The organism is Enterobacter sp. RHBSTW-00593 (genome assembly GCF_013784105.1).
In the GTDB taxonomy this organism is placed as follows: domain Bacteria; phylum Pseudomonadota; class Gammaproteobacteria; order Enterobacterales; family Enterobacteriaceae; genus Enterobacter; species Enterobacter ludwigii.
The window spans coordinates 2,098,005-2,116,362 of record NZ_CP056393.1; the positions used below are offsets into that span (position 1 = coordinate 2,098,005).

Below are 18,358 nucleotides of genomic sequence, written 5' to 3' on the forward strand. Positions count from 1 at the left end.
ATGCGTGCGATGAACCGTGTCGGCCTGAGCAAACGCGCTGTAGGGGAGCGTGCCGCCGGGCAGGTCAGCGCCATACGTCTGGCCCGCCCGGCGGAGTGTTTTCGCTTAACTCTCGCTGTGAATATTCAGCGCCCGGCGCGTACGGCCGGAGCTGAGATACTCGGCAATATAATCCTGTGAGATCTCGCCGTTATAGCGGCCCTCTTCGTCGACAATCGGCATCCAGCTGGTGTTGCTCTCATACAACCGTGAAAGCACCACGCGCAGGTTATCCTCCGCTTTGCCGGTCATACGGAACGGATGCAGGATATCGGCACAGGTGCCGCTGGCATTACGCGCTTCCCGACGCTTCACAAAGCCCAGCGGTTTACCCCGATCGTCCACGACGGTAATGGCGCGAATATCGTTGTCATCCATGATCGCAAAGGCGTCAGAAAGCAGGGTAGAGCCCCGCACGATGAGGGTCGGTTGCTGGTCGGTGACATCACCTGCCGATACCAGCAGCAAACGCTTGAGCGTACGGTCCTGGCCGACAAACGAGCCGACGAACTCGTTCGCCGGTTTTGCCAGCAGTTCGTCCGGGCTGGCGCACTGGACAATACGCCCCTGGCGGAAGACGGCGATACGATCCCCAAGCTTCAGGGCCTCGTCGATGTCATGGCTGACCAGCATCACGGTCTTTTTCAGTTTACGCTGCATCTCCAGGAACTGGTTCTGGATCACCTCGCGGTTTATCGGGTCCACCGCACCGAACGGTTCATCCATCAGCAGTACCGGAGGATCCGCCGCCAGGGCGCGGATCACGCCGATACGCTGCTGCTGACCGCCGGACATTTCACGCGGATAGCGGTTGAGAAATTTATGCGGGTCCATGGCCACCATATCCATCAGCTCTTCAGCGCGGGTTTTACACCGGGCTTTATCCCAGCCCAGCATGCGCGGCACCACGGTGATGTTTTCCTCAATGGTCATGTTCGGGAACAGACCAATCTGCTGAATAACGTAGCCAATATTGCGGCGCAGGGTCACGGTATCCATCCCGCTGGTGTCTTCACCGTTAATCAGGATCGTGCCGCTGCTTGGTGCGATCAGACGGTTAATCATCTTCAGGGTGGTGGTTTTCCCACAGCCTGACGGGCCGAGCAGGACGCACATTTCCCCTTCAGGCACGTTGAGGTTGACGTTGTCGACGGCCTTAACGCTCTGGCCGTGTTTCTGTGAAAATTGTTTGGTGAGGTTTTCCAGTTTTATCATTATCGTATCCCCTTTGGAGTCAGAACGACCTGCAGACGATGCAGCAGCCAGTCGAGCACAATCGCTAAAAGACAGATCATCAGCGCACCCGCAATTAACATACGAATATCGCTACCGCCGATACCGTTAAGCAGCAGCAGGCCAAGGCCGCCAGCGCCAATCACTGCGGCAATGGCCATCACGCCGATGTTCATCACGACGGCGGTGCGGATACCGCCAAAAATCACCGGCAATGCCATCGGGATTTCAACCCAGCGTAAACGCTGCCAGAAGGTCATTCCGATACCGCGTCCGGCTTCACGCAGGCCCGGCGGCAGGCTGTCCAGCGCGGTATGGGTGTTACGCACAATTGGCAGCAACGAGTAGAGAAACACCGCCGTGATAGCGGGCAGGGCACCAATGCCCTGACCGATCAGCGAAAAGAGCGGGATCATCAGGCCAAACAGCGCAATGGACGGTATCGTCAGCACGATGGTGGCAATCCCCAGCACCGGCGTCGCCAGCCATTTGTGGCGGACAATCAAAATCCCCAGAGGGACGCCGATGAGTATGGCTAGCCCAACCGCCAGCGCCACCAGCCACAGGTGTTGCAGCGTCAGGGTTAGCAGATAGTCCCAGTTATCCAGAATGTAGTGAATCGTCTCCATAGCGCCTCCTACAGCAACTGTTTGCTACGCAGGAAATCACGGGCGACCTGCTGCGGTGACTGATGGTCGATATCCACCTTCTTATTCAGTTCGGTGATAACGTCGTTATTGAGCTGGGCGGAGAGAGTATTCAGCGCCTCTTTCAGACCCGGATTGGCGTCAAGGGTGTCTTTACGCACCACGGGAGTGACCGCATAGCTCGGGAAGAAGCCTTTATCATCTTCCAGCACCTTCAGGTCGAAGCCTTTTACCCGCCCGTCGGTGGTATAGATAAGCCCGGCATCGACGAAACCGTCCCGCACCGCGTTATAGACCAGGCCCGGGTCCATCTGGCGGATCTGCGGGCGATCCAGTTCCATGTTGTATGCCGCCTGCAGCGGTTTCATCCCGTCGCTGCGTCCGGCAAATTCGAGGTCCAGACCGAGCAGCCAGTTTTTATCCGGATCGGTTTTACGGATCTGCTCAATCTTTGCGACCATTTCAGACATGGTGTTGATGTGTTCCGCTTCGGCGCGTTTACGCTGCATGGCGAAGGCGTAGGTATTGTTCATATCGGCGGGGTTGAGCCATACCAGACCGTGCTTCGCGTCCAGGCGTTTCACCGTCTCGTAAGACTCCTGTGGCGACATGCGCTTGTTGATGTGGTTAAAAATGATTAACGACGTGCCGGTGTACTCCCAGGTCATATCAATTTGTTTGTTGATCATCGCGTTGCGGGAAATGACCGTGGCAATATTGGTCTGTGGCTGGACCTGAAACCCCTTCTTTTGTAAATACTGGACGGTCATGGCCGAGAGAATGTGCTGCTCGGTAAAGCTCTTGGTCGCCAGGATCAGCGGGGCCGCTATCGCCTGGCTGGTGAACAGTGCCGCGGCACACAGCGCCGTCAGGCTGGATATCAGTCTCATAAAAGCTCCTTGTTATTGTTATCGAGCGAGATGCGGACTCATCACGCGACCCAGCGCAGCCAGCAGGGTGTCGAGGATCAGAGCAAACAGGGCGGTGGCCGCCGCGCCGAGGATCAGCGTCGGGAAGTCGTTGAGGTAGATACCGGGAAAAATCAGTTCGCCGTAGCTGCTGGCACCAATCAGGAAGGCCAGCGGGGCGGTACCCACGTTGATGGCGGTGGCAATGCGGATCCCGGAGAGCATTACCGGCCAGGCGTTGGGAAGTTCGACCTGGCGCAGACGCTGCCATTTCGCCATCCCAATGCCATTAGCCGCTTCCAGTAACGACGCCGGAACCGAGCACAGTCCGGCATAGGTGTTTCGCACTATCGGCAGCAGCGAGGCGAGGAACAGGGCGATAATCGCAGGCGTATCACCGATACCAATCACCACCATTGCCAGCGCCAGAACGGCCAGCGGCGGCAGGGTATTACCGACGTTAAAGATCTGCATCACGTATTCAGCGATACCGCGTGCTGACGGGCGGCTCAACAAAATGCCGCTGGGAATACCCATCAGCAGGGCAAAGAACATGGATGAGAATACCAGGATTAAATGCTGTTGCCCGAGGTAAATCAGGTCAACCTGACGCGCCTTAATTGTATCCAGCCCAATTCCCCAGGTGAGGAGGGCAACGACCACAATAATGGCGCCGACAAAAAGCAGCGAACGTTTGAGTAATGGGTGCATTGCGATGTGTCTCCCTGTGCGCATGCGTTATAGCAACCACGGGTTGCCTGTTGTTATGCCATGTTTCGGCAGGGGTAGATGACCTATAGCAAGCGTTTGGGATGGGTTCCAGCGAAGGGGGAAAATCAGTAACCCTATGAAATTAGTGACAACCTTAGGTTAAGCCTTATGGAGCAAGGGCTGGCTGTGGGGCAGACAGAATTGTCCTAAAGCGTAATTTAAAATGTGACAGTGTCACATGGCGTGAGCATATCCTCACGCCTGCGACCCTCATTATCGGCTGAAGGCGGCGCGAACCCGGCGAACGCGCACTGAGGTGCTGATGATGGAAAAGGCGGCGACAACGACGAGCATCACCCCAAGCGCCAGCATGGCGTTAAACCCAATCCACCTGAACAGGATCAGCCCGGCGATACCGCCGGTAATAAACGAGAAAATGGTGGTTAAGTGGGTTTTGAGCTGACTTTTTTGCGCTGCCGTATCTTTGGAATAATCCCGGCGGAGCATCGCCACCAGGACCGAGGCCAGGGATATTCCCGCGTCCGTCAGCGTGCCGGTAATATGGGTTGATCTTACCCGGCCGCCGGAAAGCTGGGTCGATGTTGAATTATGAATCCCCATCAGACCACAAAGAAAGATAATAATTTCACGGTTAGTCGTGAGGGCATGGAAATACATCTCGTAACAGGAAACGCCGGTCAGTAATAATCCCTCGACCAACAGTATCTGGCAAAAAACCAGCCTGATATTATGGATAATCCCCCATAACACGATGATACGGGCCATGATTGCGCCGGCAACAAAAGACAGAATAAGGGTGCCAAAGAACAAAATATCATTCAGATCGGTAGAGGAAACTTCGCTGGATAATTGGGAGGTATTGCCGGTCATATGGGAGGGAAAAAAGCCAAATGCCCCGAGGGCGATGGCGTTGAGCAAGCCTGCAGAGGTCGCCAGCCAGAGTGCGAGCAGGCGATCCTCCTGATGCGTTCGTTCTTTTTTGAGTTTAATCAGCAAGAATACCTCCGGGTTGAGCTTTGCCTGACTATTCAGGCTAGCAAAGCGGTGCAAGGGGCTGTCCAGGATATTGCTTAATTATTATTCCTGATAACGGCATTCAGGGTTTTGTAATTAAATAAAATATCCTTGCTGAATGTGTGTGGGCTGAAAACTTACACCATACCGTTATTCCCGTGACGTAAAAATGCCGGTCGCTGATTAAGTCGTTCGAACCAGGCGTTAATTGCCGGCACATCAGGCTTATCAAATGGCGTCATTTTCCAGCGGTTCACCGAAAGACCAAGTACCACGTCTGCAAGGGTAAACACCTCGCCCGCCGTATAGGCTGCAGTGCGTTGCAACTGCTCCTCCAGAATAGCGATGCAGTGGTTCCACGCTTTAATTCCGGCGGCAATACGCTCCGGGTCGTTATAGTCCGGGTTATTGCGTCCCAGTGCCGGAAAGACATACCGCCAGGCATTGTTGAATTCGCTTGCCTGCCAGTCCATCCAGCGTTCGACGTTGGCGCAGGCCTGCGGTTCCGTTGGCAGGAGATCCTCACGGCCGGCTTTACGTGCCAGATAACGGCAGATTGCGTTAGATTCCCAGAGGACGAACTCGTCATCGAGCAGCACGGGAACCATGGCGTTGGGATTCAGAGCGCGGAAGGCAGCGGTTTGCGTGGAGGCAAAACCGCTGCCGTAGTCTTCCTGGTGATACTCGATACCCGCTTCTTCGCAGGTCCAGAGCACTTTACGTACGTTGATCGAGGTTGTCTTGCCCAGGATGCTTAACATGATGCCGGTGTCCTTTTAGAGATGCAGTGTTTAAAAACTCTACACCGGTTCTGGCGAACGGGTGGAGAAATCTGGAAACGATATCGCAGGCAAGGAAACGAAACGCTTAGTCAGTGGTGACAACGAACATTTTTGCCTGCTGTGCCAGCTGGCGTTCAGCTTTGATCGGGGCATATTTTTCCGAATGGTAAAACGCCAGCGCCTGCTGCAGTGAAGGGAACTCAAAAATGCCAGCAAAGGGTAGCGGTTCTTCATCGCCTTCAAGGACTTCAACAACAGGACCAAAATGCAGAATTTTGCCGCCGGCCTCTTCAAGTGCCAGTCTGAAGCGAGGGGCAAGATTGGCCTGCCGTGCAGGGTCGATAACACGTAAATTGATATGGATAAATGCGGGCATCATGATACCTTGAATAGCGTTAATAGTGTATATACACTATTTTATCTCACCGTATCTGTCGAGCGTAAAGTATGAACACTGTTGATCTGGCGTTACTAAAAACCATCCCCGAGACCTGTCCGGCGTATCAGGCACGTGCAACCGCACGGGCTATTACGCGTTATTACAACGCCTGCTTCAGACCTTATGAATTGACGGCAGAACAGTTCAGCCTGCTGGTGGGGATCGGCGGTGGCGTAAATGAAACGGTGGCAGGGCTTGCATCAAAGGCCGGGGTGGATGCAACCACACTGAGCCGAAACATACGGATTATGGAGTCCCGTGGGGTTATTGAATCAACGGGGGGGCGCGGACGCCGTGGAAAACAACTTAGCCTGACCGCGCAGGGGTGGGCGCTTCTGACATCCGTGATCCCCGTATGGCAGTCCGCAAGAGAGGAATTGTCACGTAAAATGGGAAGTGAACAGCTCAGCCTGACGACGACGATGATGAAAGACCTGGCAAAAACCAGCACATCATTTTGAGCCTTTCCTGCTGTCGCAGACACGTACTGTGGGCAACGCCGTCAGCACCACGCGTCATCCCAAAGAGCACCAGCACGGTGCACTCAACTCGCCGTGTCTCACCAAAACGGTGAAACAGCCTGCACAGGCAGGCTTAACAGTTTAATAATTAACATAAAAAATTCTGGCATATCCCTTGCAACGCTTAACACTGAAGGGCAGCACACCACAATTTGAAAAATAGCTGGCTAGGGTTCCGGTTCACTGCGGTGAATGGCTGGTCCAAGAGCTGGCGACCTCTGAGAGGTTACACGGCGGGACAAAAGCCCGGGAGACAGCAGCACCTGAAGGTGTCGCGCTGCCCCCTAATTTTGTGCCACTCAGAGGTCAAGCATGAAGAAAACGCCATTATTCCGCACCCTGGTACTCTCCCTGGCGATGCTGGTCAGTCTCCCCACCTTTGCTGCGGTGAAGAAAGAGTTCAACGTCTGCTGGACCATCTACGCCGGCTGGATGCCCTGGGGCACCCTCAGCAGTAGCAAAATCATCGATAAATGGGCCGATAAATACGGCATCAAAATCAATGTTGTTCAGCTCAACGACTATATCGAATCCATCAACCAGTACACTGCGGGCCAGTTTGACGGCTGCACCATGACCAATATGGATGCGCTGACCATACCGGCCGCGGGCGGCGTTGATACCACGGCGCTGATCCTTGGCAGCTATTCAGAAGGCAACGACGGCGTGGTGATGAAGGGCGAGGGCAAAACGCTCAACGACCTGAAAGGGATGAAAGTCTACCTGCCTGAGCTCTCTGTTTCCCACTATCTGCTGGTGCGCGGCCTGGAAAAAGCCGGCCTGGCCGAAAAAGACGTCACCGTGGTAAACACGTCTGACGCGGACATCGTCTCCGCTTTTGGCACGGCAAATGTGCAGGCGGCGGTAGCCTGGAACCCGCAGCTGTCGGTCATCAAAGGCACGCCAAAAACAACAGAAGTGTTCAGCTCCTCTCAGGTACCGGGTGAGCTTATCGACATGATGGTGGTCAACAGCGAAACCCTGAAAGACAACCCGGCGCTTGGCAAAGCATTAACCGGCGCATGGTACGAGATGATGGGGCTGATGAAAGCGCAGGATGCCACCGTGCTCAACGCAATGGCCGCCGCCTCCGGTACCGATCTGGCCGGTTATCAGGCGCAGCTGAAAACAACCCACCTGTTCTATACCCCGCAGGACAATATTGCCTTTTTAACGTCGCCGGAGCTGGCGAAAACCATGCAGCGCGTAGCCACGTTTTCGTTCGATAAAGGGCTGCTGGGCGATGGGGCGCAAAGCGCGGATTTCATCGGCATGCGCTTCCCGGGCAATGTCACCCAGGGCGATGCCAGCAACGTGAAGCTGCGCTTTGACGACAGCTTCGTGAAAATGGCCGCTGCCGGCACGCTGTAATAACGGACGGAACATCCATGCGACAAATTAATCGCCATCCCACGCCCGGCATGCGGCTGATGCTCGTGATGCTGCCTTTCGTCCTGCTGCTGGCCGCATACTTTTTCGGTTCTGCGGTCAGGCTGGAGGCTAACCCGCAGGACAAGCTGCTGCCTGGCCTGCAGCAGATGCTGGACGCGCTATCACGCATGGCGTTTACCCCGGATAAACGCAGTGGTGACTATCTGTTCTGGTTGGACACGCTGGTGAGCCTTGCCCGTCTGCTGACGGGGCTGGTCATCGCCTCGATCATCGGCCTCTGTGTTGGTGTCACCGCCGGTGTTTTCCCGCTGTGGCGCGCGTCGCTCTCGCCGCTGATGACGGTGCTGTCGATGATCCCGCCGCTGGCGATCCTGCCGGTGCTATTTATCGTTTTCGGGCTGGATGAACTGTCGAAAGTGATGCTGATTGTCATCGGCATCACGCCGATGCTGGCGCGCGATCTGGAGCATCGCGCGTGCGAAATCCCACCGGAGATTCTGATCAAAGCCCAGACGCTGGGTGCCAATAGCTGGACGCTGGTGTTGCGCGTGGTACTTCCGCAGCTGTTATCGCGGCTGCTGACCTCGCTGCGTCTGCTGCTGGGGTCGGCATGGTTGTTTCTCATTTCGGCAGAGGCCATCTCCTCAACCGCCGGGCTGGGCTATCGCATTTTCCTCGTGCGCCGCTATATGGCGATGGATGTGATCATTCCGTACGTCCTGTGGATCACGCTGCTGGCCTGGCTGATGGATCTGGCCCTGCGCCAGTTACATAAAACCTGGTTTCCCTGGGCGGAAGGAGGGAAAGCATGAGCTTTATCACCATCAACAATATCTGGCAGGAGTACGGCGACCACGTGGTGCTGGAGCGCCTCAATCTGCAGGTGAAAGAGGGCGAGTTCTGCTCAATGGTGGGGGCCTCTGGCTGCGGAAAATCCACGTTTTTGCGCCTGCTGCTCGGTCAGGAAGCGCCCAGCCGAGGGGCCATTACGCTCGACGGTAAACCGTTGCGCGCCGAGCCGGACAGCAGCCGGGGCGTGGTGTTTCAGCGCTACTCCGTTTTCCCGCATCTCAGCGTGCTGGATAACGTCACCATAGGGCTCGAACTGCCGCAAGCGCCGCTGTTCGGGCGCCTGTTTGGGGCAAAGAAACGCGCGGCGCGTGAGCGGGCCACCGGGATGCTGGAAAAAGTCGGTCTCGGGCATGCGATGCACAAATACCCGGCCCAGCTTTCCGGCGGTATGCAGCAACGTTTAGCCATTGCGCAGGCCTTCATTATGCAGCCGCGCGTGTTGCTGCTGGATGAGCCGTTTGGCGCCCTGGACCCGGGTATTCGTAAAGATATGCACGCTTTGTTGCTTCAGCTGTGGGGGGAGACCCGCATGACCGTCTTTATGGTCACCCACGATCTTTCGGAAGGCTTTAACCTCGGCACCCGCTTACTGGTGTTCGACAAAGTGCGCCTCGACCCGCAGGCGCCCAACGCCTTTGGCGCCCGTATTACCTACGACATTCCGCTCAACGAGACGCGGCTCTCCGCGCTGAGTGGAACGGCTCCCGATAACGTTTATGCATTAAGGGGTTAACACCGTGAATACCATGACCATGTTACGCGAAGAGATCCTGCCCGGTGGCGGTCACCTCTCGTTTGTGCTTAAGCGCGGGCAGATCCTGCGTATGACCGACATTGAAGGTGGAGCAAACGTCAGCCTGCTGATGCTGAATCCGCACGAGAAAAGTGAACGTCTGAACCTGCCCGACACCCTGAAAGGCCAGCACACCGCGCGTCTGACCGCCGGACACTGCTTTTACTCCGACATGGGACGCGTGCTGGCAGGCATCACCGCAGATACCTGCGGCTGGCATGACCCGTTTGGCGGCGTACTGAACGCCGCCGAGGTGACTGAAAAGTATGGCCAGGGACGCTATCAGGAACTGCGTAACGGGTTTTACCGAAACGGAACGGACAACCTGCTGGTGGAGATGGGTAAGTGGGATCTCAATCTCGAAGATCTGCTGATGGTGGTCAACTTCTTCAGCAAAGTCACCGTCGATGACCGCGGTCAGTTCACCTTACACGGCGGCTATTCGCAGCCGGGCAGTTACGTGGAGCTGTACGCGCCCATGGACACGCTTGTGGTGATGACCGCGCTGCAGCATCCGATGGATCCGTCCCGGGAATATGCCCCACGACCGGTCGCGCTGAGCTGGCGACAGGCTGAGGATGAAGAGGGGGCCGTTAACGCGCTTCTGACGCGCCTGGAAAACGAACGCGCCATGACCAATACCCGGCTTTTCGCCCTGTAAGGAGCAGTAAAATGACCATGATCTCTGAAAAGCATGTGCAAGACGCGGTATTTCGCCACGTGATCCCGGCAGGTGAACCGTACCTGTTCGAGGTGAAACAAGGGCAGACGTTGCGCCTGCTCGACCTGGAAGGTAACCAGGCGGTCGACACGCTGTTCTACAATGCCGATAACCCGCGTGAACGTTACGATGCGCAGCGCACATTGCGCCGTCAGAACAACGCCTATCTCACGCGTGGCAGCGTCCTGTACTCCAGCCTCGGTAACCCCCTGCTGACCATTATCGACGATAACTGCGGGCGTCACGATACCCTCGGCGGGGCCTGCGCCCAGGAGAGCAACACCGTGCGATACGCCCTCGATAAACGCCATATGCACAGCTGTCGCGATAACTTCCTCTGCGCCTGTCTGCACGATGGGCGTCTGCAAAAACGCGACATCACGGCCAACATCAATTTCTTTATGAACGTGCCGGTGACGCCAGAGGGCGGGCTGACGTTTGAAGATGGTATCTCCGCGCCGGGGAAATACGTCGACCTGCGCGCCGAGTGTAACGTCATTGTCTTGATCTCCAACTGTCCACAGCTGAATAACCCCTGCAACGGCTGGAACCCAACGCCTGCTGAGGTGCTGGTATGGAACTGACGCCCACCCGCTGGCAGCGACTGCGCCAGGCGCTGTACCGCCTGTTTGAAGTCCGTGCCGGACGCATTCTGCCGTAACCGCTTTTTCCCCCATGGACGACCATGGGTGAGCCGATTTTCGGCGGGACGACCCGCCACGATTGAGTCTGACCTATGTTGACGACACTCCTGATTGCGAACCGCGGGGCGATAGCCTGCCGCATTTTACGCACCCTGCGCACCATGAAAATCCGTGGTGTGGCAGTCTATTCCGAGGCGGATATTAGCAGCCTGCATATTCGCGAGGCCGATGAAGCGCTGAGTCTGGGCGATGGCCCGGCGGCGAACACCTATCTGGATAGCACGAAGATCATCGCCGCCGCGAAAGCCAGCGGCGCACAGGCCATTCATCCGGGCTACGGTTTTCTCTCGGAAAACGCCGCGTTCGCCGAAGCGTGTGACGCCGCGGGGATTGCCTTTGTGGGCCCCACGCCGGAACAGCTGCGTCTGTTTGGGCTAAAGCATACCGCTCGCGCGCTGGCGAAAACGCACGGGGTTCCGATGCTGGAGGGCACCGACCTGCTGGCCGATGTTAACCAGGCCGTCAACGCTGCCGCCGAAGTGGGATATCCGGTGATGCTGAAAAGCACGGCGGGAGGCGGCGGCATCGGTATGCGCGTCTGCTATGACGCAGAAGCGCTGCGTGACGCGTTCGATGCGGTAGTGCGTCTGGGGAAAAATAACTTCAGCGACGCGGGTGTATTTATCGAAAAGTACATCGAGCGGGCGCGTCATCTGGAAGTACAGCTGTTTGGCGACGGCAAGGGCGAGGTGATTGCCCTCGGCGTGCGCGACTGCTCTGTGCAGCGGCGTAACCAGAAAGTGCTGGAGGAGACGCCCGCGCCAAACCTGCCGGCGGGCATGGCGCAGGCACTGTGCGAGGCGGCGATAACGCTGGGTAAAGCGGTCAACTACCGCAGCGCGGGCACCGTTGAATTCGTTTATGACAGCGACGCCGCCCGCTTTTACTTCCTTGAGGTGAATACCCGTTTGCAGGTGGAGCACGGCGTGACCGAACAGGTGTGGGGCGTGGATCTGGTGCGCTGGATGATCGAACTTGCCGCCGGAACGTTGCCGCCACTGGCGACACTGCGTGACACCCTGAAACCGAAGGGGCATGCCATTCAGGCCAGGATCTATGCCGAGAACCCGGGCCGCCAGTTCCAGCCTTCACCGGGACTGCTCACCGACGTGGCTTTCCCGCCCGATGACCGCGTTACGCTGCGCATCGACAGCTGGGTTGAGGCCGGATGCGAAGTCCCGCCGTTTTTTGACCCCATGTTAGCCAAAATGATCGCCTGGCAGCCGACACGCGAAGCCGCCATCCGCGTGCTGCATTCCGCGCTGGGGGAGACCCGTCTTTATGGCGTTGAAACCAACCGCAGTTATCTGCAGCAGATCCTGACCTTCGCGCCGTTTGCCGCAGGTGAGCCCTGGACCCGCTGTCTTGAGCATCTGATGTACCAGGCGTCCACGCTGGAGGTGCTCAGCGCCGGTACGCAGACCACGGTGCAGGATTACCCGGGACGCACAGGCTACTGGGCGGTTGGCGTTCCGCCATCCGGGCCAATGGACAGCCTGGCGCTGCGTCTGGGTAACCGTCTGCTGGGCAATAAAGACGATGCCGCCGCGCTTGAGATCACCCTCAGCGGCCCGACGCTGAAATTCAACTGCGATGCGCAGCTGGTGGTGACGGGCGCTGAAATTGCGCTCACGCTGGACGGTGAACCGCTGGCCAATAATCACGTTTTTCGCGTACGTGCGGGCATGACGCTGCGTATGGGAGAGATCCGCGGTGCGGGCGTGCGCAGCTATCTTTGCCTGCGCGGCGGGTTTAACGTGCCGGAATATCTGGGCAGTAAAAGTACCTTCACGCTGGGGCAGTTCGGGGGGCACGCCGGACGGGCGCTCCGCACAGGTGACATTTTGCACCTGGCTCCGTTAACCGAGCCGGTTGCGGATGCGCCGCTGCCGCAGGCGCTGCACACGAGGCTGGACGCGGTGCGCGAACTGCGGGTGATTTACGGCCCGCACGGTGCGCCGGAGTATTTCACGCCGGATTACATCGCGACGTTTTTCGCCACCGAATGGGAAGTGCATTTCAACTCCAGCCGGACGGGGGTACGCCTGATTGGCCCGAAACCGGAGTGGGTTCGCGACAGCGGCGGCGAGGCGGGCCTGCATCCGTCGAACATTCATGACAATCCGTATGCCATCGGCGCGGTGGATTTTACCGGCGATATGCCGGTGATCCTCGGCCCGGATGGTCCAAGCCTGGGCGGGTTTGTCTGTCCGGTCACCATCATCGAGGCCGATCTGCACGCGGTAGGGCAACTGAAGGCGGGAGATTACGTTCGCTTTGTGCCGGTGGATATTGCCACCGCGCGACGGCTGGCGCAGGCGCAGGAGCGCCAAATCGCCAGCCTGACCCCGCAACCTGTCATGTGGCAACCTGCCGGTCTGGACTCACCGATTGTGCTGACGCAGGGGACTGACGATAAACGTCTGGTGGCGAGAGTGTCGGGTGATACCCATCTGCTGCTGGAGATTGGCGAGCCAGAGCTGGGTCTGGTGCTGCGTTTTCGCGGCCACGCGCTGATGCAGGCGCTGGAGGACCGGGCGCTGAAAGGCGTTATCGATCTCACGCCGGGGATCCGCTCCCTGCAAATTCATTATCAGCCGGAAACGCTGCGCCTGGATAGCCTGCTGGAGGTGATCGCCGGGCTGTGGCAGGGCGTTTGTGACCAGGACTCGCTGGACGTGCCGTCGCGCATCGTCTGGCTGCCGCTTTCCTGGGACGATCCGGCGTGTCAGAAAGCCATCGACAAATACATGACCACCGTGCGCCGCGATGCGCCGTGGTGCCCGAGCAACCTGGAGTTTATCCGTCGCATAAACGATCTGGCTAACATTGATGAAGTGTATAAAACGGTGTTCGACGCCCGTTATCTGGTGATGGGGCTGGGGGATGTCTACCTCGGCGCGCCGGTGGCCACGCCGCTCGACCCGCGACACCGTCTGGTGACCACCAAATACAATCCGGCGCGTACCTGGACGGCGGAGAACTCGGTGGGCATTGGTGGGGCATACCTCTGCATCTACGGTATGGAAGGGCCGGGCGGGTATCAGTTTGTAGGGCGAACCCTGCAGATGTGGAATCGCTATCGCACGGTAGAGGATTTCGGCGGCAAGCCCTGGCTGCTGCGTTTCTTCGATCAAATTCGTTTTTATCCGGTCTCAGCCGGGGAGTTGCAAACCATCCGCCGGGATTTCCCGCTGGGGCGTTATCCGCTGCGTATTGAACACACCACGCTGAAACTGGCGGAGTATCAGCAGTTTCTGGCTGACGAAGCACCTGAGATTGAGGCATTCCGTGCGCATCAGCAGGCGGCGTTTAATGCCGAGCGTGAGCGCTGGATAGCGGGCGGGCAGGCGCATTTTGACAGCAGCGACGAAACGACGGATGACGGTGACGACGCGCCGTTACGGTCGGGAGAATCCGGTGTTGAAAGCCCGGTTGCCGGCAACCTGTGGCAGGTGAACGTTGAGGTCGGCAACACCGTGCGCGAAGGTGATGTGCTGGTGGTGCTGGAGTCGATGAAAATGGAGATCCCGTTAGTTGCCACTCAGGACGGCGTGGTCAGTCAGGTCCGTGTCCAGCCGGGGTCGTCGGTGCGGGCAGGCCAGTGCGTGGTCGTTCTGGAGAAAACAGCATGAAGCCTCTTTATGATTTACGTCTCTCTGTGCTGGCAGAGGCATACCGTGAAGGCCAGATCGCCCCGCGTGAGGTGATAACGGCATTACGCGAGCGCGCGCTGGCGCTGAACCCGTCATTTAACGCTTTTATTTATCTGCTCACCCCTGAAGAGCTGGAGCCGTACCTTGCCGCGCTGGAGGGCGTAGCGCCGGACACACTGCCGCTGTTCGGCGTGCCCTTTGCCATCAAAGACAATATCGATCTGGCAGGTATCGACACCACCGCCGCCTGTCCGGCATTTGCGTATCGGGCAGAGCAGGATGCAACGATAGTTTCGCGGCTGATTGCGCTGGGGGCGATTCCTCTGGGGAAAACTAACCTCGATCAGTTCGCAACCGGCTTAAACGGTACGCGCTCGCCGTATGGCCCATGTCGTAACAGCGTTCATCCGGATTACCCGTCCGGTGGCTCCAGCGCGGGGTCGTCGCTGGCGGTCGCCCTGGGTCTGGCGAGCTTCGCGCTGGGAACGGACACGGCCGGCAGCGGGCGCGTACCGGCCTCGCTGAATAATCTGGTCGGCCTCAAGGCAACCAAAGGTCTCATCTCCACGGCAGGGGTTGTGCCTGCCTGCCGCACGCTGGACTGCGTCACGTTTTTCACCGCGACGGCAGCAGAGGCCAGCCAGCTGCTGGCACTCACGGCGCGACAGGATCCGCGTGACGAATACAGCCGGTCAAACCCGGCGTGGAACGGTCCGCAGGCTTTTGGTGTCCCTGCTGCGGGCTTTCGCTTTGGCGTGCCGGAGACGCTGGAGTTTCTCGGCTGTGCAGAAAGCGAGGCGCTGTATCACCGCGCGAAGACGGGGCTTATCGCGCTGGGTGGCGTGCCCGTGACTCTCGACTTTGCACCGTTTCTGGCGGCCGCGAAACTGCTCTATGACGGCCCGTGGGTTGCCGAGCGTTATCACCTCGCGGGTGCGCTGATTGAACGCCAGCCCGACGCGGTGTTGCCGGTTATCCGTGATGTCCTGCAAAACGCGCCTGCAGCCACTGCGGTGGCGGCGTTTGACGCGCAGTACAAACTCCAGCGGTATAAAGCCGAGTGCGATGCCATGATGGCCGACCTGGATTGCGTATTAATCCCGACGTATCCCCGCCCGGTGAGTCTGGCTGAGCTGGCCGATGAACCGGTTAAAAGCAACTCGGCGCTGGGCATCTATACCAACTTTATGAACCTGCTCGACTATGCCGCCGTAGCGGTCCCGGTCGGTGAAATGAACAATGGGCTGCCATCCGGCGTCACGCTGTTTGGCCGCGCGTTTACCGATCAGTATCTGCTCAGTCTGGCCGATGCGTTACAACGTCACACAAAATTAACATTACCGGGCAATCGTGCCATGCTGGACGACGCGCCGACCTGCACCGCAACCCATGACCGCCTGCGGATAGTGGTCTGCGGTGCGCATATGGACGGTCTGGCGCTCAATGTTCAGTTACGTGAGCGCGGAGCACGCCTTGTAGACGCGACCACCAGCGCACCTCATTACCGTCTGTATGTGCTGGCGGACGGTAAACGTCCCGGAATGGTTCGGGTGGCAGACCAGGGGGCCGGGATTGCGGTCGAGGTCTGGGAGCTACCGCACAGCGAAGTGGGGTCGTTTCTCGCCGGGATCCCCGCACCTCTGGGGCTGGGAAAAATCGAGCTGCAGGATGGACGGTGGTTGACCGGGTTTATCTGCGAGGCGTATGGCCTGGAGGGGGCACGGGATATCACCGAATTTGGTGGCTGGAGAGCCTGGCTTGCCCGGAAACGGTGAGCAAGCCAGGTGCTGGCGTTAGCGGTACAGCGTTTTTTCCGCGACCGGAATAATTAACGTGTCCTGCCAGTCCGCGAGCGTCAGCTGTGCGAGTTTGCCCAGTGCGGTGTAGAACGGGTGCCCGGCGTTTTCAACAAACACGGACAGAAAGCGGGTACTCCACGGCAGCAGGTGCCATGCCAGAAGCTGGTCGCGTTCAGCGTCGCGGCCATTTTCTGCCAGCCACGCGGCCAGTAACAGCAGGGTACCGATGTGATCTTCCGGTTCGTTCTGCTTCATCTCGAAGGCAATGTTGTTTTCACGCATCCACTGGCGCAGCGCGAGGGTGGAGTCGCCGAAGAGCACGGATTCCCGATCCAGCCAGACGGAACCCCACGGCGGTGACGGCAGGGCGTAAGGGCCAATAAACAGACGTTGCCAGGCATCTTTCAATGCTTCATCTGCTGGCGTTTTGAACGCATCTGCAACGGGCTGCAGCGTTTCCGGCGCCAGCGGCCAGTCCTGAATCCAGTCGCCTGCGGTGAGCGCCTGCACCAGCGGCGCAGTCTCCTCACTATCCGGAGCAAAATAAAACAGCGCGCCCAGTACCCGGGCGCTGAACGCGAACGAATCACGCTGTGAGACTTCTTTCATGAGTACCTTCCTTGCTCGCGCGGAGTAGCCCGCGCGACTGTGTTAACCCGCAATCGCCATACCTGCGGTCATGTGCAGACCATAGAAAAGACCACGGCCAATCAGTTCACCCACGACGACCAGTATCACGCCTGCAAAAAGAGCGAGGGTTTTAGGCTCCTGCCGACGCATCAGCGGGCACAACCAGCAGCCGAGTCCGGCGGCAAGCAGTACGATACGCCAGATTTGCAGTGCGCCATAGTCAGGCAGCAGGGCACTCGCCTGTTGAACGGAACTGTGGATTGTCGCCAGGTCATTGCTCTGCAGCACGATGACCGCCACGCAGGCCAGGAGTCCCAGCACGCTGACAGAGGCCGCGAATGTGCTTTTATATGTCGTGTTTGCCACGCGCAGCAACAGGGCTGCAAACAGCGGCCCTCCCAATACCAGCGTCAGGAAAAAGGCCAGCGTGGTGTAACCCGTGTACCAGGTCGGTACGGTATCAATTTGATAAACCCGGGTCATCGCCCAGACAAAGACAACGCCCAGGATCTGGCTAACGACCAGCCAGATTTTACCCAGTGCCGGGGGCATTTTACCGATAACGGATACCAGCCACCAGAAACCGCCCACGGCAAAGAAAACGGATCCCGCGGCAATTTCGTTACTGAGCGCCGAAGCACCCACGCGGTTGAGCGAGTTAAAGGCCCGGAGCGGGGAGCCAAGGTGCAGCACGGACGCCAAAAATCCGATGCCCATCACCAGCCACAGAAAGAACATACTGCGGACAAGGCGTGTTTTCACCGCGTCGTCTTTTTCAGTAAGCCAGACGAGCCCCATAACGATCAATGCCCCGGCGACGCACTGTCCGAAGACGGTGAAGATCACCAGCGGCCATTCATGCCATCCACTTCCCATCTCACACCTCTTTCGGGTTTGCCAGGTAGCCGGTGGTATCCCCTGTCGGGCGGCTGTTGGCGTTAGGTTTAATCACGATGCTTGGCTTCGTGAAGTGCGCGGACGGCAGCGGCGCGACGGCCGCCAGCTGACCATGTTTTTTACGCAGTTCGTCGATAGGACCGAAGTCCAGCGCACGCAGCGGGCAGGACTCCACGCAGATCGGCTTTTTGCCGTCTGCCACGCGGGTGTGGCAGCCGTCGCACTTGGTCATATGCCCTTTGGCGGCGTTGTACTGCGGGGCACCGTACGGACAGGCCATGTGGCAGTAGCGACAGCCGATGCAGACATCTTCATCCACTACCACGAACCCGTCGTCACGCTTGTGCATCGCCCCGCTCGGGCAGACCTTGGTGCAGGCCGGGTCTTCGCAGTGGTTGCAGGCAATCGACAGGTAGTAGGCAAACACGTTCTGGTGCCAGACACCGTTGTCTTCCTGCCAGTCACCGCCCGCGTATTCGTAAATACGACGGAAGCTGACGTCCGGGGTTAAATCTTTGTAATCCTTGCAGGCGAGCTCGCAGGTTTTGCACCCGGTGCAGCGGCTGGAATCAATAAAAAATCCATACTGAGTGGTCATC

General features: G+C 58.2%; 18 protein-coding genes and 1 riboswitch. Of the genes, 8 read left to right on the top strand and 10 right to left on the bottom strand.

Features of this window, described 5'->3' with window-relative positions; translation table 11 throughout:
- Positions 1-105 precede the first annotated feature (105 nt).
- The 7 genes from osmV to HV242_RS09965 form a co-directional block, all read right to left on the bottom strand.
- Positions 106-1,254: an osmoprotectant ABC transporter ATP-binding protein OsmV gene (gene osmV, locus HV242_RS09935; protein ID WP_050736710.1), complete on the bottom strand. Its 1,149-nt coding sequence runs from the start codon at positions 1,252-1,254 to the stop codon at positions 106-108.
- Positions 1,254-1,901: an osmoprotectant ABC transporter permease OsmW gene (gene osmW / locus HV242_RS09940; RefSeq protein ID WP_014169860.1), complete on the bottom strand. Its 648-nt coding sequence runs from the start codon at positions 1,899-1,901 to the stop codon at positions 1,254-1,256. Before osmW ends, osmV begins: the two co-directional genes overlap by 1 nt.
- A gap of 8 nt (positions 1,902-1,909) precedes the next feature.
- The gene (osmX, locus tag HV242_RS09945) at positions 1,910-2,809 is read right to left on the bottom strand and encodes an osmoprotectant ABC transporter substrate-binding protein OsmX (protein ID WP_014169861.1); all 900 of its coding nucleotides are present in this window, start codon (positions 2,807-2,809) and stop codon (positions 1,910-1,912) included.
- Positions 2,810-2,827: 18 nt separating this feature from the next.
- A complete protein-coding gene (gene osmY, locus HV242_RS09950; protein ID WP_050736711.1) occupies positions 2,828-3,538 on the bottom strand; it encodes an osmoprotectant ABC transporter permease OsmY in 711 nt (236 codons plus the stop codon).
- Between the two features lie 273 nt (positions 3,539-3,811).
- Entirely contained in the window at positions 3,812-4,555 is a 744-nt protein-coding gene (locus HV242_RS09955; RefSeq protein ID WP_032681132.1) for a YoaK family protein, read from the bottom strand.
- A gap of 155 nt (positions 4,556-4,710) precedes the next feature.
- A complete protein-coding gene (locus tag HV242_RS09960) occupies positions 4,711-5,334 on the bottom strand; it encodes a glutathione S-transferase family protein (RefSeq protein WP_014169864.1) in 624 nt (207 codons plus the stop codon).
- A 106-nt stretch (positions 5,335-5,440) separates the two neighbouring features.
- Positions 5,441-5,731, bottom strand: a complete 291-nt coding sequence (locus HV242_RS09965) for a DUF1330 domain-containing protein (RefSeq protein WP_020884278.1) — start codon at positions 5,729-5,731, stop codon at positions 5,441-5,443.
- Between the two features lie 71 nt (positions 5,732-5,802).
- Between HV242_RS09965 and HV242_RS09970 the strand changes: the two genes are divergently transcribed.
- The 8 genes from HV242_RS09970 (at position 5,803) to atzF (ending at position 16,208) form a co-directional block, all read left to right on the top strand.
- Complete coding sequence (locus HV242_RS09970; RefSeq protein ID WP_014169866.1) at positions 5,803-6,255, top strand: MarR family winged helix-turn-helix transcriptional regulator; 453 nt, start codon at positions 5,803-5,805, stop codon at positions 6,253-6,255.
- A gap of 216 nt (positions 6,256-6,471) precedes the next feature.
- A riboswitch (guanidine-I (ykkC/yxkD leader) is annotated at positions 6,472-6,570 on the top strand.
- A 57-nt stretch (positions 6,571-6,627) separates the two neighbouring features.
- Complete coding sequence (locus HV242_RS09975; RefSeq protein ID WP_032681129.1) at positions 6,628-7,686, top strand: putative urea ABC transporter substrate-binding protein; 1,059 nt, start codon at positions 6,628-6,630, stop codon at positions 7,684-7,686.
- 17 nt (positions 7,687-7,703) lie between these two features.
- Positions 7,704-8,519 (top strand): ABC transporter permease, encoded by an 816-nt coding sequence (locus tag HV242_RS09980; RefSeq protein ID WP_032681128.1) that lies wholly within the window; start codon positions 7,704-7,706, stop codon positions 8,517-8,519.
- Complete coding sequence (locus HV242_RS09985; protein WP_032681126.1) at positions 8,516-9,292, top strand: ABC transporter ATP-binding protein; 777 nt, start codon at positions 8,516-8,518, stop codon at positions 9,290-9,292. Before HV242_RS09980 ends, HV242_RS09985 begins: the two co-directional genes overlap by 4 nt.
- 13 nt (positions 9,293-9,305) lie before the next feature.
- A complete protein-coding gene (locus HV242_RS09990) occupies positions 9,306-10,013 on the top strand; it encodes an urea amidolyase associated protein UAAP1 (RefSeq protein ID WP_032682007.1) in 708 nt (235 codons plus the stop codon).
- 11 nt (positions 10,014-10,024) lie between these two features.
- A complete protein-coding gene (locus HV242_RS09995) occupies positions 10,025-10,657 on the top strand; it encodes an urea amidolyase associated protein UAAP2 (protein WP_050736712.1) in 633 nt (210 codons plus the stop codon).
- Positions 10,658-10,809: 152 nt separating this feature from the next.
- Positions 10,810-14,412 carry an urea carboxylase gene (gene uca, locus HV242_RS10000; RefSeq protein ID WP_050736713.1) on the top strand — a complete coding sequence of 1,201 codons (3,603 nt, stop codon included), beginning with the start codon at positions 10,810-10,812 and terminating at the stop codon, positions 14,410-14,412.
- Positions 14,409-16,208, top strand: a complete 1,800-nt coding sequence (gene atzF / locus HV242_RS10005; RefSeq protein WP_050736714.1) for an allophanate hydrolase — start codon at positions 14,409-14,411, stop codon at positions 16,206-16,208. Before uca ends, atzF begins: the two co-directional genes overlap by 4 nt.
- Positions 16,209-16,226: 18 nt before the next feature.
- Here atzF and dmsD read toward each other — a convergent pair whose 3' ends face one another.
- The 3 genes from dmsD to HV242_RS10020 are packed head-to-tail and all read right to left on the bottom strand — an operon-like array spanning position 16,227 to position 18,357.
- Positions 16,227-16,841 (bottom strand): Tat proofreading chaperone DmsD, encoded by a 615-nt coding sequence (gene dmsD, locus HV242_RS10010; protein WP_014169877.1) that lies wholly within the window; start codon positions 16,839-16,841, stop codon positions 16,227-16,229.
- Between the two features lie 42 nt (positions 16,842-16,883).
- The gene (locus HV242_RS10015; RefSeq protein WP_014169878.1) at positions 16,884-17,738 is read right to left on the bottom strand and encodes a dimethyl sulfoxide reductase anchor subunit family protein; all 855 of its coding nucleotides are present in this window, start codon (positions 17,736-17,738) and stop codon (positions 16,884-16,886) included.
- 1 nt (position 17,739) lies between these two features.
- Positions 17,740-18,357, bottom strand: coding sequence for a DMSO/selenate family reductase complex B subunit (locus tag HV242_RS10020; RefSeq protein ID WP_014169373.1), 618 nt, complete (start codon positions 18,355-18,357; stop codon positions 17,740-17,742).
- Position 18,358: the final 1 nt, after the last annotated feature.

What these genes read in the sequence shown, in the direction of transcription:
- osmV (WP_050736710.1), bottom strand. Translation starts at nt 1,254, where the DNA reads ATGATAAAACTGGAAAACCTCACCAAACAATTTTCACAGAAACACGGC.
- HV242_RS09985 (WP_032681126.1), top strand. Translation starts at nt 8,516, where the DNA reads ATGAGCTTTATCACCATCAACAATATCTGGCAGGAGTACGGCGACCAC.
- uca (WP_050736713.1), top strand. Translation starts at nt 10,810, where the DNA reads ATGTTGACGACACTCCTGATTGCGAACCGCGGGGCGATAGCCTGCCGC.
- HV242_RS09980 (WP_032681128.1), top strand. Translation starts at nt 7,704, where the DNA reads ATGCGACAAATTAATCGCCATCCCACGCCCGGCATGCGGCTGATGCTC.
- HV242_RS09995 (WP_050736712.1), top strand. Translation starts at nt 10,025, where the DNA reads ATGACCATGATCTCTGAAAAGCATGTGCAAGACGCGGTATTTCGCCAC.
- HV242_RS09965 (WP_020884278.1), bottom strand. Translation starts at nt 5,731, where the DNA reads ATGCCCGCATTTATCCATATCAATTTACGTGTTATCGACCCTGCACGG.
- atzF (WP_050736714.1), top strand. Translation starts at nt 14,409, where the DNA reads ATGAAGCCTCTTTATGATTTACGTCTCTCTGTGCTGGCAGAGGCATAC.
- osmX (WP_014169861.1), bottom strand. Translation starts at nt 2,809, where the DNA reads ATGAGACTGATATCCAGCCTGACGGCGCTGTGTGCCGCGGCACTGTTC.
- osmW (WP_014169860.1), bottom strand. Translation starts at nt 1,901, where the DNA reads ATGGAGACGATTCACTACATTCTGGATAACTGGGACTATCTGCTAACC.
- HV242_RS10020 (WP_014169373.1), bottom strand. Translation starts at nt 18,357, where the DNA reads ATGACCACTCAGTATGGATTTTTTATTGATTCCAGCCGCTGCACCGGG.
- HV242_RS09960 (WP_014169864.1), bottom strand. Translation starts at nt 5,334, where the DNA reads ATGTTAAGCATCCTGGGCAAGACAACCTCGATCAACGTACGTAAAGTG.
- osmY (WP_050736711.1), bottom strand. Translation starts at nt 3,538, where the DNA reads ATGCACCCATTACTCAAACGTTCGCTGCTTTTTGTCGGCGCCATTATT.
- HV242_RS09990 (WP_032682007.1), top strand. Translation starts at nt 9,306, where the DNA reads ATGACCATGTTACGCGAAGAGATCCTGCCCGGTGGCGGTCACCTCTCG.
- dmsD (WP_014169877.1), bottom strand. Translation starts at nt 16,841, where the DNA reads ATGAAAGAAGTCTCACAGCGTGATTCGTTCGCGTTCAGCGCCCGGGTA.
- HV242_RS10015 (WP_014169878.1), bottom strand. Translation starts at nt 17,738, where the DNA reads ATGGGAAGTGGATGGCATGAATGGCCGCTGGTGATCTTCACCGTCTTC.
- HV242_RS09975 (WP_032681129.1), top strand. Translation starts at nt 6,628, where the DNA reads ATGAAGAAAACGCCATTATTCCGCACCCTGGTACTCTCCCTGGCGATG.
- HV242_RS09970 (WP_014169866.1), top strand. Translation starts at nt 5,803, where the DNA reads ATGAACACTGTTGATCTGGCGTTACTAAAAACCATCCCCGAGACCTGT.